Consider the following 13,674-nt stretch of genomic DNA (forward strand, 5'->3'; position numbering starts at 1 on the left):
CGCGGCATCATCCCGCCTCGCACTGGGTCGCCAGCCGCAGCGGGGGGACCAGCCCGGAGGCCGCGAGCACCTCCACCGCCCCGAGCTCGTCGGCGTCGAGCACCGCGTCCCCCGGTGGTCCGAGCAGGACCGAGACGACGCACTCGGAGCACGCCTGCGGACGGACCGTGCAGCTGTCGCAGTCGATGAGCACCGGGTGACCTCCGGATCGTCGGGACCGGCCCCAGCGGCCGGTGCTCCGCATCCCAGCACCGCCCTCCGACACGACCCCTCGAACGGACGTTCGACGAGGTCAGCGGGCCGGGCGGAGGTCCGTGGGCACCGCAGCGGCCGACGGAGCGGCGTGCCGGCCGACCCCCGCGGGGGGCGGTCTGCGCGTGTCGTGCCGCGGTCGTGTCGGGCCCGGCGCCTACGGTCCCCCCATGTCCACCGGCACCACCAGCTTCCAGAGCAGCTTCGAGGACCTGGGCCGGCCGCTGGCGGACGTGACCTTCGTGGTCGTCGACCTCGAGACGACCGGTGGCCCCCCGGCCGGGGCCGGCATCACCGAGATCGGCGCGGTGAAGGTCCGCGGGGGCCAGGTCCTCGGCGAGTTCCAGACCCTGGTGCGTCCGACCTCCCCCATCCCCGCCTTCGTCCAGGTCCTCACGGGGATCACGAACCGGATGGTCGCCTCGGCGCCGACGCTGCGGCAGGCGCTCCCCGCGTTCCTGGAGTTCGCCGGCTTCGACCGCGGCGCGGTCCTCGTCGCGCACAACGCCCGCTACGACGTCTCGTTCCTCGTCGCCGCCTGCGGGCTCACCGACCGCGACTGGCCGAAGCCGCGGGTGGTGGACACCGTCGTCCTGGCCCGTCAGCTCGTCGACCGCGACGAGGCCCCGAACAACAAGCTCGGGTCGCTGGCCCGGTTGTTCGGCACTGTGACCACCCCGGACCACCGCGCCCTCAACGACGCCCGCGCGACGGTCGACGTCCTGCACGCGCTGCTCGGACGGGTCGGCAACCGCGGCGTCCACACGATCGAGGACCTGACCGCGTTCGCCGCGACGGTCGTCAGCAAGGCGCGCCGGGAGAAGAAGCACCTCGCCGTCGGGCTGCCCTCGGCCCCGGGGGTCTACCAGTTCCGCGACGCCGCCGGGCGGGTCCTCTACGTCGGCACGTCCGTCGACGTGCACCGGCGGGTGTCGTCCTACTTCACGGCCTCGGAGACGCGTCCGCGGATGACCGAGATGGTCCGGGCGGCGACCAGCGTCGTCCCGGTGGTCTGCGAGACCCCGCTGGAGGCGAGGGTGCGCGAACTCCGACTCATCGCCGAGCACGCCCCGCCCTACAACCGGCGCTCGAAGGCCCCGGAGAAGGTGACCTGGGTCAAGCTCACCACCGACGCCTGGCCCCGCCTGTCGCTGGTGCGGCAACGGCGCGAGGACGGTGGCGACTACCTGGGCCCCTTCCGCTCGGCCCGCACCGCCGAGCTCGCCGTGGAGGCCCTGCACGACGCCCACCCGTTGCGCCAGTGCACCCGTCGCATCCCGAAGAACCCCGCGCCGGACGGCCCGGGCGCCTGCGTGCTGCTCGAGATCGGTCGCTGCGGCGCGCCCTGCCTGGGCACCGGACGCGGCGGGCAGGACGCGCAGTCCTACGCCGGTGTCGTCGCGGCCGTCCGGGACGCGATGCACCACGACGCGACGACGACCTTCACCCGCGGCCGGGACCGGTTGCAGCTCCTCACCGAGCAGCAGCGCTACGAGGAGGCCGCCGGGGCCCGGGACCGCCTCGAGGCGTTCCTGCACGCCGCGGACCGTTCGCAGCGTCGCGCGCCGATCGCCTCGGCCCCCGAGATCGTCGCGGCCCGGCGCAGCGTCTCGACGCCGGGCTGGCGCAACGGCGGCTGGGAGGTCGTCCTCATCCGTCACGGCCGGCTCGCCGGGACCTGCGTGACCCCGCGGGGGGCTGATCCGATGCCGCACATCGCCGCCCTGCGGGCCACCGGCGAGGCCGTCCCCACGCCCGACGCCGCCCGCAGCGGCCTGCTGGTGGAGGAGACCGACCTGCTGCTGGGCTGGCTCGAGCAACCGGGGGTGCGCCTGGTCAGCGTGGAGGAGGACGACCGGCGACCCTGGGCCTCACCCGTGCGCGGCGCGGGCTGGGCGCGGTACCACCTGCGCTCGGGGCAGCCCGAGTAGTCTCGGCGCGTGATCACCGCCATCGTCAACGTCCAGTGCGACGGCCGGCGCATCCCCGAGGTCGCGCAGGCGCTCGCCGACCTCGACGGGGTCAGCGAGGTCTACTCGGTGACCGGGGACGTCGACCTCGTCGTCATGGTCCGCGTGCAGGAGCACGACCGGCTGGCCGACGTCATCGCCGGCGGGATCGCGCGGGTCGACGGCGTCGTCAGCACGACGACGAACATCGCCTTCCGCGCCTACTCCAAGCACGACCTCGAGACGGCCTTCGCCCTCGGTTTCGACTGAGGGACCCCCACCGCGGGGCACCCGGGACTCAGGCCGCGCTGGCGCGGACCCACCGGTCGAGCACGTCGGCCGCCGCGCCGGAGTCCAGCGCGGACTCGGCCCGCCGCATCCCCTCGGCGAGGTGGTCGACGAGCGCGGGCGCGGGGTCGACGGCGGTGGAGCCCGCGGCCCGCACCCCGGCCGCGACCATCGCCGCGGCCGCGTTGAGGACGACGGCGTCGCGCACCGGACCCCGCACTCCCGCGAGCAGGCGGCGGGCCACCTCCGCGTTGTAGCCCGCGTCCGCACCGCGCAGGTCGGCCAGCGTCGACGGCGCCAGCCCGAGCTCCGCGACGGCGTCGAGCACCGTCTCGGTGACGTGGCCGCCGCTCACGACCCAGATCCGGGCCGGCCCCGTGCTCGTGAGCTCGTCGAGCCCGTCCTCGCCGCGGAAGACCAGCGCCGAGGTCCGCCGGCCGGCCAGGACGCCGGCCACGAGCGGGGCGATCCGGCGGTCGGCGACCCCGATGGCGCAGGCCCCCGCCCGCGCCGGGTTGGTCAGCGGGCCGAGGACGTTGAAGGCCGTCGGCACCCCGAGGCCGCTGCGGGCGCCGGCGGCGAAGCGCATGGCGGGGTGGAAGACCTGGGCGAAGCAGAACGTGATCCCGACCTCGACGGCGAGCTGGCCGACCCGCTGCGGCGGCAGGTCGAGCCGGACCCCGAGCGCCTCGAGCACGTCGGCGGAGCCGGAGGAGGACGAGGCGGCCCGGTTGCCGTGCTTGACGACGCGGTGGCCGGCTCCGGCGAGCACCAGCGAGGCCATGGTCGAGATGTTCACCGTGTGCGCGCGGTCCCCGCCGGTGCCGACGAGGTCGACGATCGGACCGGGGACCTCCAACGGCACGGCGTGGCTCAGCATGGCCTCGGCCAGCCCGGTCAGCTCGGCGCTGGTCTCACCCTTGGCGCGCAGGGCCACGAGGAAGCCCGCCAGCTGGACGTCGTTGGCCTCTCCGCGCATCACCTGGTCCATGGCCCACGACGCCTGCTCCAGGGCGAGGTCGCGACCGGCCATCAGCTCGGTCAGCAGCCCGGACCACGTGGGTGCGGCGGGGGTGGTCATGGCTGGTCCTGGCTCCCTGGGTCGACACGATCGACGGCCGCGCTCGAGCGCGCGGCGACCCGAACCCTACTGATCGCGGGAACGGACGGGCCCACCTGCCGACGCGCCGGACGCGCGGTCCTCAGATCGAGACCGTTCTGTGACCTCAGGGGGCGGTGGACGCCGTCGCGGGGCCCGGACGCCTTGCTCCACGCAGGATCCGCACCCTCCGCACGACCTGCGCACACCCCGTGGCGAACCTCCCCCGACCGGCCCAACGGAGATCTACGACACGTTGTCGGTGGGCCGGGCAGCGAAGCAGAAACGGGTGGGGCATGATTGTGCGCGTGGCGAGTGCACAGGCTGTCCAGAGCAGTACCCCGAGTCCGGCCCACGGGTCCGTGAACCGACCGAACATGGTGTCGGTCGGCGTGATCGTGTGGCTGTCGAGCGAGCTCATGTTCTTCGCGGGCCTGTTCGCCATGTACTTCACGATCAGGTCGGTGGCCCCGGCGCTCTGGGAGTCCGGCCCCGAGCTGCTGAACGTGCCGTTCTCCAGCGTCAACACGACGATCCTCGTGATCTCGTCGTTCTGGTGCCAGTTCGGGGTGTTCGCCGCGGAGCGCTTCCAGCCGCGCCGCCTCGGCAAGCTCCACCAGCTCTCCAAGTGGGGCATGCAGGAGTGGTTCGTCCTCACCTACATCTTCGGAGCGCTCTTCGTCGCCGGCCAGGTCTTCGAGTACGCGGAACTCGCGCACGAGGGTCTGACCATCGCCACCAACGCCTACGGCTCGGTCTTCATCCTCGCCACCGGCTTCCACGGCATCCACGTCTTCGGCGGACTGATCGCCTTCCTCATGGTCATCGGCCGGTCCTTCGCCGTGAAGCGGTTCGGGCACCAGGAGGCGACCAGCGCCATCGTCGTCTCGTACTACTGGCACTTCGTCGACGTCGTGTGGATCGGTCTGTTCACGATCATCTACATCCTCAAGTAACGCCCCGACCGCCAGCGCAGTTCCCGCAGTCCGAACGCCCCGTAGGAAGCGAGCACCAGCACCGTGACCAGGACCCTCACCGCACTCAGCGCCCGACGGCGCCACCCGATGGCCGTCGTCGTGCTGATCGCGTTGGCGCTCCTCCTCGTCGGCGGCCTGTACGCCGCGGTGGCCCCGCGCGACGCGCAGGCGACCACCGCGACCGCGTCGGCCGACGACGTCGAGGCGGGCAAGAAGCTGTTCCTCGCCAACTGCAGCACCTGCCACGGGCTCAACGCGCAGGGTGGTGGCGTGGTCGAGGGCAAGAACCCCGGCCCCTCCCTCATCGGCGTGGGCGCCGCGGCCGTCGACTTCCAGGTCGGCTCCGGGCGCATGCCGCTGGCCCAGTCGGGCGCTCAGGCCCCCGAGGTGAGCAAGGTCCGCTTCTCGCAGGACCAGATCAACCAGATGGCGGCGTACATCGCCTCCCTCGCACCGGGCCCGGCCATCCCGACGGAGGAGCAGCTCGACACCAGCTCCGTCAGTGATGAGCAGCTCGCCCAGGGTGCCGCGATCTTCCGCACCAACTGCGCGATGTGCCACAACTTCGCCGGCAAGGGTGGGGCTCTCACGGCCGGCAAGTACGCGCCGAGCCTGGACGGGGTCTCCGCCAAGCACATCTACGAGGCCATGGTCTCCGGGCCGCAGTCGATGCCGGTCTTCAACAACAACACCATCAGCACCGAGGACAAGACGGCGATCATCGCCTGGTTGACCAACGAGGACGTGCGACCGGACCCGGGTGGCCTCACGCTGGGTTCCGTCGGCCCGGTCTCCGAGGGTCTGCTGGCCTGGATCGGCGGCATCGGCCTCCTGATCGGCGTCTCCGTCTGGTTGGGGATGAAGTCCTCCTGATGAGCAGCACCATGAGCACGACCATCAGCAGCAGCGTGAAGGAACCGGACGGGCAGGGAGCATGAGCGACATCGAACGCGCCGACGAGGCGCACGGGCAGGCGAGCACGACCCTCGCCAAGCCCGAAGGCGGCGTTCCCGACCGCTTCGAGAACCCCGGGCTGCCCGAACACCGGCACCGCATGGGCGACACCGACCCGGCCGCCGCCCGGCGCGCCGAGCGCCAGGTCGCCTTCTTCCTGGTGCTCTCCATGATCGGCACGATCGGGATCATCGTCTCGCTCATCGGCATCAAGTACGACGACAGCTTCGAGCGGATCAGTCTCTCGACCAAGGCCATCGGCCTGTCGATGTTCGTCTCGCTCTTCGCCCTCGGCGTCGGGGCCGTGCACTGGGCCAAGACCCTCATGCCCGACGACGAGCGCATCGACTACCGCCACCGTCAGCGCGGCACCACGGCCGAGCGCGACGAGGCCGTCTCGATCCTCAAGGAGGGCGCCGCGGAGGCCGGTCTCGGTCGTCGTCCCCTCATCCGCAACACCCTCATCGGCTCCCTGGCGCTGTTCCCGATCCCCGCGGTGTTCTTCTTCCGCGACACCGGTCCCCTCCCGGGCGACGACCTGTCCACCACGATGTGGAAGGCCGACACCTACCTGGTCAAGGACCCTGAGGGTGGTCGCATCCGCGCGGCCGACGTGAGCATCGGCTCCGTCGTCCACGTGCTCCCCGAAGGCATCGAAGAGGTCGACGAGGTCCTCAACGAGAAGGCGAAGTCGGCCGTCCTGCTCATGCGTCTCGACGCGAGCCTGCTCACGCAGAAGTCCGCGGAATGGGGTGTCGACGGAACCGTCGCCTACTCCAAGATCTGCACTCACATGGGCTGCCCTGTGGCCCTCTACGAACAGCAGACCCACCACCTGCTGTGCCCCTGCCACCAGTCGACGTTCGACCTGACGCAGGACTGCAAGGTGATCTTCGGCCCCGCCAAGAGGGCCCTCCCCCAACTGCCGATCGCGGTGGACGACGAGGGGTACCTCATGGCGACCGACGGCTTCAACGAGGCCGTGGGCCCGAGCTTCTGGGAGCGCGGATGAGCACCATCGACAAGGCGGCCGGTGGCGTCGCGAACTTCGCCGACGACACCGTCGGCGCGAGCAAGGTCGTCAACGGGTTCGCTCGCAAGATCTTCCCCGACCACTGGTCGTTCATGCTCGGCGAGATCACGCTGTACAGCTTCGTGATCCTGCTGCTCACGGGCACCTTCCTCACGTTCTTCTACGAGCCGTCCGCGGCCGAGACGACGTACAACGGCATCTACCTGCCGCTGACGGGACAGCACGTGTCCGAGGCCTACGCCTCGTCACTGCGGTTGTCCTTCGACGTGCGCGGCGGTCTGCTGATGCGCCAGGTCCACCACTGGGCCGCGCTGGTCTTCGTCGCCGCGACGATCGTCCACATGGCCCGCGTGTTCTTCACCGGCGCGTTCCGCAAGCCGCGCGAGGTCAACTGGGTCATCGGTGTCCTGCTCGCCATCCTGGCGGTCTTCGAGGGCTTCACCGGGTACTCCCTCCCCGACGACCTGCTCTCCGGCACCGGGATCCGCATCGCGGACGCGATCATCCTCGCGGTCCCCGTGGTCGGCAGCTACATCAGCTTCTTCCTCTTCGGTGGCGAGTTCCCGGGCCAGGACTTCATCCCGCGGTTCTTCACCATCCACATCCTGCTGCTGCCGGCGATCATGCTCGCGCTCATCGCGGTGCACCTCATGTTCGTCGTCGTGCACAAGCACACCCAGTACCCCGGCCCGGGTCGCACCGAGGACAACGTCGTCGGTTTCCCGCTCTTCCCGGTGTACATGGCCAAGGCCGGTGGGTTCTTCTTCCTGGTCTTCGGTGTCATCGCCCTGATCGCGTCGCTCGTCTCGATCAACCCGATCTGGGCCTACGGGGCCTACGACCCCTCCCCCGTGACCGCCGGTTCCCAGCCGGACTGGTACATGGGCTGGCTCGACGGGGCGGTCCGACTCACCCCGGGCTGGCTGGAGTTCACCGCCTGGGGCTTCACGTTCTCGATGAACATCTTCGTCCCCACGACGTTGGTGATCGTGTTCGCCCTGGGCGCCGCGATCGTGTACCCGTGGATCGAGCAGGCCGCGACGGGCGACCGTCGTGAGCACCACCTGCTGGACCGCCCGCGCAACCAGCCGACCCGCACGGGGTTGGGCGTCATGGCGCTCACGTTCTACGTCCTGCTGTGGATCTCGGGCGGCAACGACATCATCGCCCACATGATGTCGCTGTCGATCAACGACATCACCCGCTTCCTGCGGGTGGGCATCTTCGTCCTCCCGCCGCTGGCGTTCGTGATCACCAAGCGCATCTGCCTCGGCCTGCAGCGCAAGGACCGCGAGAAGGCGCTGCACGGTCGTGAGACCGGCCGCATCGTCCGGCTCCCGCACGGTGAGTTCATCGAGGTCCACGCCGCCCTGACCGACCTCGAGCGGTGGACCCTCGTCCAGCACGACTCCCTGCGCCCCATGGAGATCGAGGACCGCGTCGACGCCGGGAACCCGGACACGCTCTACGGCAAGGTCCAGCGTCGCCTCTCGAAGTTCTACTTCGAGGACCGCGTCGAGCCGGTCACCCCGACCGAGCTCGCCGCCTCGCACGCCGACCACCACGGTGAGGTCGGCGGCGGTCACCAGGACGAGATCGACGCCGGCACCAACCCGGCCATCGCGACGTCGCAGACGACCCACGGCTGATCCTCGCCACACGACTCGGGGCCCTTCCGCTCCTCCCCTCACGGGGAGGGCGGAGGGGCCCTTCGGCGTTTTCGACCCTCCTCCCCCGAGGGTTAGGCTCTCCCTCCGTGACTTCTCCCTTCGCCCCTGACACCCTGACCGGCAAGCGCGTCCTCGTCACCGGTTCCTCCCGTGGCATCGGCGCCCAGACCGTCACGTACTTCGCCCAGGCGGGTGCGTCCGTGGTGATCAACTACCGCAGCAAGGCCGTCCGCGCCGAGAAGCTCGTCGCCCAGCTCACCGAGTCGGGTACGACGGCCTTCGCCGTCGCCGCGGACCTGACGGACGACGCTTCCGTCACCGCGATGTTCGACACGGTCCACGCCGAACTCGGTGGTCTCGACGTGCTGGTGCTCAACGCCTCGGGCGGCATGGAACAGGGCATGGCCGAGGACTACGCGATGCAGCTCAACCGCGACGCCCAGGTGCGCGTCCTGCAGACCGCGCTCCCCCTGCTCGCTGCCGGCTCCCGCATCGTCTTCGTCACCAGCCACCAGGCGCACTTCATCAACACGACCGAGACCATGCCGGAGTACGAGGCGGTCGCGCGCAGCAAACGGGCCGGAGAGGACGCGCTCCGGGCTCTCCTCCCCGATCTCGAGGCGCGCGGGATCGAGTTCGTCGTCGTGTCCGGGGACATGATCGAGGGCACCATCACCGCCACCCTGCTCGAACGCTCCAACCCCGGTGCGCTGGCCACCCGCAAGGAGGCGGCCGGGAAGCTCTACGACGTCGCCGAGTTCGCCGCCGAGGTGGCGCGTGCCGCGCTCGACCCGGTCCCCGCGGACCACACCCGCTACGTCGGCGACACGGGCAGCTTCACCGGCTGATCCCGCTCGCCCGGGTGGGGACCCGTCGACGCACCGGGCGCATCGTCGCGTCCGGTGAGTCGAGGATCCGAACCCCTAGACCGCGCGACGCCGCCGCAGCCAGAGGAGCGCGACCCAGGCGAAGGGCACGCGGAGCCAGAACGTCAGGGCCCGGTAGAGGAGCGCGGCGGAGAGGGCGGGCACCGGGTCGAGCCCCGACGCCACCAGTCCCGCGGCCAGCGAGGCCTCGGAGGCGCCGATGCCCCCCGGAACGGGGATCGCGGCGGTGACGGCGGAGCTCCCGACGACGACGAGCACCAGCAGGGGCAGCGAGGGGTCTCCCCCGACCGCACGGGCGCAGCAGAGCAGGGTGGAAGCGAACCCCAGAGGCACGGCCAGGTGTCCGAGCAGGGCCACCAGGACGCGGGTCGGGTGGGTCAGGACGCGGCGCAGCGCCGGCCATTCCGCCCGGACCGGCTCGACCACCTTCTCGGCGGCGAGACGCCGGGCGCGGGGCCACCAGCGGACGACGAGGAACAGCACGCCCGCGAGCACGACCGCCCCGCCGAGGACCGGCCAGGGCAGCGACACCCCGGCCTCGGGCTCGCGCCCCGCGAGGAGGACGCAGCCGAGCAGGAGCACCGCGGTGACGACGAACGAGGTGGACTGGACGATGCCGATGGTGGTGGCCGCGACCGCGAGCGGCAGGCCCCGCTGCTGCAGGTAGCGGACGGTCAGCGCGACACCCCCGGTGCTCGAGGGGGTGACGAGGTTGACGAAGGACGTCGCGAGCCAGAGCAGGCAGGTCCGCACGACCGGGATCCGCACCGGCGAGAGGGCGGTCATGGAGGCGACGTTGCCGAGCAGGGGGACGACGGCGACGATCGCGGCGATCGTCACCCAGCCGGGGTCGGCGGAGCGCAGCCGCTCCCCCAGGTCGGCCCCTTGCAGACGGTGCACGAGGACGACCACGGCCACGACGGTGGCGACCGCGAGGAGGGCCCGCCAGAGGCGACGGGCCCACAGCCGGCGGCGTCTCAGGCGGTCAGCGCGGAGCCCTGGCGCCACTGGTCGTAGGTCTCGTTCCACACGTTGAAGCCGTTGCCGGGTTCGATGCTGCGGTCGCTGCCGGTGTAGGTCACGACGTCACCGACCTTGGAGTTCTGGAACATCCACTGCGCGTTCTCGGTGCTCATGCCCGTGCAGCCGTGGCTGACGTTCGCCCTGCCCTGCGAGGCGACGGACCACGGAGCGGCGTGCAGGAACTCCCCCGAGTTGGTCAGACGCATCGCGTACTTCACGTCGAGGTTGTAGTAGCGCGGGTCGTCCTGCCCGATGCCGGTGGTCTCGGAGTTCATCTCTCGGGACTTCTCGAGACTCATGATCACCTTGGTGCCGCTGCGGGTGACGAACTGCCCACCGCTGCCGGACTGCCCCAGGGTGACGGGGATGGTCTTGAGGACCTCGCCGTCGCGGGTGACGGTGAGGGTGTGCGCACCGATGTCGACGGTGCTGAGCATCGCGGAGCCGATCGTGAAGTCGATGTCGCGGCTCTTGCCCCACACGCCCGGGGCGACCTCGATCGCGCCGAGCGCGAGGCCGACGTGCACCGTGCTGTGCGCGGGCCAGTACTGCTCGGGCCGGAACTCGACCTTGGTGTCGGAACGCCAGTTCCACGACCCGGCGACGGGGTTCGGGGACCCCGTGACCGTCATGTTCTGCTCGACGACGCTGCGCTTGTCCTTGGCGACGGGGGCGTCGAAGGTGACGATGACCGGCATCCCGACCCCGACCTCGGAACCGGCCAGCGGAGCCACCGCCGGGAAGGCCGTCTCGGTCGGGGTCAACGTCGTGAGGGTGCTGTCCCGCGTCGCGGCCGAACCCGCGGTGTTCGTGGCGACGGCGTGCACGGCGTAGGCCGTGGCCGGCGCGAGCGCCGCGCTGCTGGTCCACGTGGCCCCGGCGGCGTCCACGGCGCCCGGGAGCGGAGTGCCGTCGGCCGCGGTCACGGTGACGTCGGTGAGCTTGCCGCCGGCCGCGGTGACGGTGACGGGCGCGTCCGGACGGACGTCACCGGTCAGGTCGGCCGGGGTCACGGTGATCGTGGCCGGCGGTGCGGACGGCGTCCCGCTCGCGGACGGTTGCCCGGCCGCGCCGGAGTCGGCGTCCGACTGGCAGGCGGTCAGCCCGAACGGCAGGGCGACCCCTGCCAGGACCGCCGCGACGATCGTGCGTCGCCGCACCTGGACGTACGTGCTGTTCTCCACCGAGCGCTTCTCCCCCGGGTCACCAGGACCCTCTCGTACTTCCCCACCGTCGATCCTCGCACCTGGACGGCTCGCCCGGGTGACGCCGCGCGGGCACGTCGCGTTGCACGCGTGCACATCACGATCCGGTCACGGTCTCGACGGGCACCGGCCGAGGGGTGGCGGCAACGGGGTGACGGGAGACCGTGATCCCCGGACGACCAGCCGCAGGGTTTCCCGCCCGGGCCGTGCACCGGACGTTCCCGGCCCCGGCGAAACGAGCTGTTCACAGGAACGAGACGAGCAAGCAACGCGGACGACCTACGTTCGACTCGAGTGACATTCGAAGTCATCGAAGCAGGTCACGCACCCACCCACGACCAACCGAGGAGTCTCGTGGACGTCGGCGTCTTCATCCCGATCGGCAACAACGGCTGGCTCATCTCCAAGTCGTCGCCGCAGTACATGCCCAGCTTCGAACTGAACAAGACCATCGTCCAGAAGGCCGAGCAGCACGGGTTCGACTTCGCCCTCTCGATGATCAAACTCCGCGGTTTCGGCGGGGAGACGGAGTTCTGGGACCACAACCTGGAGTCCTTCACGTTGATGGCCGGGCTCGCGGCGGTCACCGACCGCATCAAGCTCTACGCCTCGACCGCGATCCTCACCCTGCCCCCGGCGTTGGTCGCCCGCATGGTGTCGACCATCGACTCGATCGCCCCCGGGCGGATCGGCGTGAACATCGTCACCGGATGGGCCCCGAAGGAGTACTCGCAGATGGGTCTCTGGCCCGGCGACGACCACTTCCGCGACCGCTACCGCCGCGCCGAGGAGTACGTGCGGGTCCTGCGCGACCTCACCGAGAACGGTCGCAGCGACCTCGAGGGCGAGTTCTACACGATGGACGACTGCGTGCTCTCCCCCCGTCCCGGACACATCGACGTCGTCGCCGCCGGTCAGTCCGAGACCGGGATCCGCTTCGCGGCCGAGAACACCGAGTACGACTTCCTCAACGGCGTCGGGATCAACACCCCGACCGCGATGGCCCCGCACGGCGAACGCCTGCTGGCGGCGACGAAGGAGTCCGGTCGCGACGTCGGCGCGCTCGCCCTGTTCATGGTGATCGCCGACGAGACCGACGAGCTGGCCATGGCGAAGTGGCACGACTACCACGCCAACGCCGACCTCTCCGCCCTCGACTACCGCGCCGACGAGGCCGCCGCCGACGTGCACGCCGACGCGGACTCGACCGCACGCACCATCTCCCTCCCCGAGGGCGCGGTGAACTTCAACATGGGAACCCTCATCGGTTCCTACGCCTCCGTCGCGCGGATGCTCGACGAGTTGTCCACGGTCCCCGGGATCGCCGGCGTCATGCTGACCTTCGACGACTTCGTCGCCGGCGTCGACGCGTTCGGGGAACGCATCCAGCCGCTCATGACCAGTCGCCGGCACGTGGCGGTCCCCGCGTGAGCCGGGTCCTGCGCGCGGCGGTCGTCCAGGCCGGGGAGTCCACCGAAGACCTCGACGCGAACCTCGACTCGCTGGAAGCGCTGGTGCGCAGAGCATCCCGACGCGACGACGGGACGTCCCCCGACCTCGTGCTGCTCCCGGAACTCATCACCACCCCCTACTTCTGCACCTCCCGGGCGACGGACCGCTCCGGGTGGGCGCAGACCCTGCCCGGGCCCACCACCGGACGCTTCGCCGCCCTCGCACGCGAACTCGGGGTCGCGATCGTCTGGGGGATGTACGAGCGGACGGGTTCCGACGTCCTGCACAACTCCGCCGTCGCGGTCGACGCGAACGGCGACCTGCTCCCCTGGCGGGACGCCGACGGGAACAGCCGCCCGGCCTACCGGAAGTTGTCGCTGCCGGCCAACCACGTCGGTGGCGTCGACGTGGACGAGAAGTTCTTCTTCTCCCCCGGCGCCTCCCCCGTCGTCCTCGACGTGCTCGGGGTCCGGTTCGCCTGCGTCATCTGCTACGACCGGTCCTTCCCCGAGCACTGGGCGCTGGCCCGGGCGATGGGCGCCGAGGTCGTGCTGGCCGTCGTGAGTTCCCTGGGGAGCCGGGAGGAGCTGTTCCTGCAGGAACTGTCGATCCGGGCGATGGAGTCGCAGGTCTTCGTCCTCGCCGCCAACCGGGCCGGCGCCGAGGAGCTCAACGGCCACCGGGTCAGCTACTTCGGCCGTTCCTGCGCGGTCGACCCCACCGGCTCCGTCCTCTCCGAGGCACCCGCGCACTCCGCCGGAGCGGTCCTGCAGGTCGACCTGGACCTCGACCTGGTCACCCGCACCCGCGCGGCGTTCCCGTTGTCGCGCGACCGCCGTTCCGACGTCGTCGAACTGCTCGCCCGCCTCGTCGCGACCCGCTGAA

General features: G+C 71.0%; 13 protein-coding genes. 9 read left to right on the forward strand and 4 right to left on the reverse strand.

The features are described 5' to 3' along the window. Nucleotides 1-7: 7 nt before the first annotated feature. Entirely contained in the window at nt 8-193 is a 186-nt protein-coding gene (locus tag ACFQ46_RS14300) for a hypothetical protein (protein ID WP_380260079.1), read from the reverse strand. A gap of 229 nt (nt 194-422) precedes the next feature. On the opposite strand from ACFQ46_RS14300, the gene ACFQ46_RS14305 reads away from it, so the two are divergent. Together ACFQ46_RS14305 and ACFQ46_RS14310 are read left to right on the forward strand one after the other, a co-directional pair. After that, nucleotides 423-2,183, forward strand: coding sequence for a DEDD exonuclease domain-containing protein (locus ACFQ46_RS14305; protein ID WP_380260080.1), 1,761 nt, complete (start codon nt 423-425; stop codon nt 2,181-2,183). Nucleotides 2,184-2,192: 9 nt separating this feature from the next. After that, entirely contained in the window at nt 2,193-2,471 is a 279-nt protein-coding gene (locus tag ACFQ46_RS14310) for an Lrp/AsnC ligand binding domain-containing protein (protein WP_328295650.1), read from the forward strand. 28 nt (nt 2,472-2,499) lie between these two features. Here ACFQ46_RS14310 and trpD read toward each other — a convergent pair whose 3' ends face one another. Then, nucleotides 2,500-3,570 carry an anthranilate phosphoribosyltransferase gene (trpD, locus tag ACFQ46_RS14315; protein WP_380260081.1) on the reverse strand — a complete coding sequence of 357 codons (1,071 nt, stop codon included), beginning with the start codon at nt 3,568-3,570 and terminating at the stop codon, nt 2,500-2,502. Between the two features lie 314 nt (nt 3,571-3,884). On the opposite strand from trpD, the gene ACFQ46_RS14320 reads away from it, so the two are divergent. The 5 genes from ACFQ46_RS14320 to ACFQ46_RS14340 all read left to right on the forward strand — a co-directional run bounded on the left by ACFQ46_RS14320 (nt 3,885) and on the right by ACFQ46_RS14340 (nt 9,070). Next, complete coding sequence (locus ACFQ46_RS14320) at nt 3,885-4,544, forward strand: heme-copper oxidase subunit III (RefSeq protein WP_380157032.1); 660 nt, start codon at nt 3,885-3,887, stop codon at nt 4,542-4,544. 108 nt (nt 4,545-4,652) lie between these two features. Next, nucleotides 4,653-5,438: a c-type cytochrome gene (locus tag ACFQ46_RS14325; RefSeq protein ID WP_380260434.1), complete on the forward strand. Its 786-nt coding sequence runs from the start codon at nt 4,653-4,655 to the stop codon at nt 5,436-5,438. A 61-nt stretch (nt 5,439-5,499) separates the two neighbouring features. Next, nucleotides 5,500-6,531, forward strand: coding sequence for a Rieske 2Fe-2S domain-containing protein (locus ACFQ46_RS14330; RefSeq protein WP_380260082.1), 1,032 nt, complete (start codon nt 5,500-5,502; stop codon nt 6,529-6,531). Continuing rightward, nucleotides 6,528-8,201, forward strand: a complete 1,674-nt coding sequence (locus ACFQ46_RS14335; protein ID WP_380260083.1) for a cytochrome bc complex cytochrome b subunit — start codon at nt 6,528-6,530, stop codon at nt 8,199-8,201. The genes ACFQ46_RS14330 and ACFQ46_RS14335 overlap by 4 nt, the downstream gene beginning before the upstream one ends. A gap of 107 nt (nt 8,202-8,308) precedes the next feature. Then, nucleotides 8,309-9,070, forward strand: a complete 762-nt coding sequence (locus ACFQ46_RS14340; protein WP_380260084.1) for an SDR family oxidoreductase — start codon at nt 8,309-8,311, stop codon at nt 9,068-9,070. 75 nt (nt 9,071-9,145) lie between these two features. Here the strand turns inward: ACFQ46_RS14340 and ACFQ46_RS14345 are convergent, their stop codons facing one another. Together ACFQ46_RS14345 and ACFQ46_RS14350 are read right to left on the reverse strand one after the other, a co-directional pair. Continuing rightward, nucleotides 9,146-10,117: a YbhN family protein gene (locus ACFQ46_RS14345; RefSeq protein WP_380260085.1), complete on the reverse strand. Its 972-nt coding sequence runs from the start codon at nt 10,115-10,117 to the stop codon at nt 9,146-9,148. Continuing rightward, a complete protein-coding gene (locus tag ACFQ46_RS14350; protein ID WP_380260086.1) occupies nt 10,087-11,316 on the reverse strand; it encodes an Ig-like domain-containing protein in 1,230 nt (409 codons plus the stop codon). The genes ACFQ46_RS14345 and ACFQ46_RS14350 overlap by 31 nt, the downstream gene beginning before the upstream one ends. Before the next feature lie 375 nt (nt 11,317-11,691). Here ACFQ46_RS14350 and rutA point away from each other — a divergent pair, with 375 nt between their 5' ends. Beyond that, complete coding sequence (gene rutA / locus ACFQ46_RS14355) at nt 11,692-12,768, forward strand: pyrimidine utilization protein A (protein WP_380260087.1); 1,077 nt, start codon at nt 11,692-11,694, stop codon at nt 12,766-12,768. After that, nucleotides 12,765-13,673, forward strand: a complete 909-nt coding sequence (locus tag ACFQ46_RS14360) for a carbon-nitrogen hydrolase family protein (protein ID WP_380260088.1) — start codon at nt 12,765-12,767, stop codon at nt 13,671-13,673. Before rutA ends, ACFQ46_RS14360 begins: the two co-directional genes overlap by 4 nt. Nucleotide 13,674 lies beyond the last annotated feature (1 nt).

Origin of the sequence: Kineococcus sp. GCM10028916, from assembly GCF_042674865.1 — a bacterium.
In the GTDB taxonomy this organism is placed as follows: domain Bacteria; phylum Actinomycetota; class Actinomycetes; order Actinomycetales; family Kineococcaceae; genus Kineococcus.

Excerpts from the sequence above, each read along its gene's own strand:
- ACFQ46_RS14305 (WP_380260080.1), top strand. The coding sequence starts at position 423 with ATGTCCACCGGCACCACCAGCTTCCAGAGCAGCTTCGAGGACCTGGGC.
- trpD (WP_380260081.1), bottom strand. The coding sequence starts at position 3,570 with ATGACCACCCCCGCCGCACCCACGTGGTCCGGGCTGCTGACCGAGCTG.
- ACFQ46_RS14320 (WP_380157032.1), top strand. The coding sequence starts at position 3,885 with ATGATTGTGCGCGTGGCGAGTGCACAGGCTGTCCAGAGCAGTACCCCG.
- ACFQ46_RS14325 (WP_380260434.1), top strand. The coding sequence starts at position 4,653 with ATGGCCGTCGTCGTGCTGATCGCGTTGGCGCTCCTCCTCGTCGGCGGC.
- ACFQ46_RS14330 (WP_380260082.1), top strand. The coding sequence starts at position 5,500 with ATGAGCGACATCGAACGCGCCGACGAGGCGCACGGGCAGGCGAGCACG.
- ACFQ46_RS14335 (WP_380260083.1), top strand. The coding sequence starts at position 6,528 with ATGAGCACCATCGACAAGGCGGCCGGTGGCGTCGCGAACTTCGCCGAC.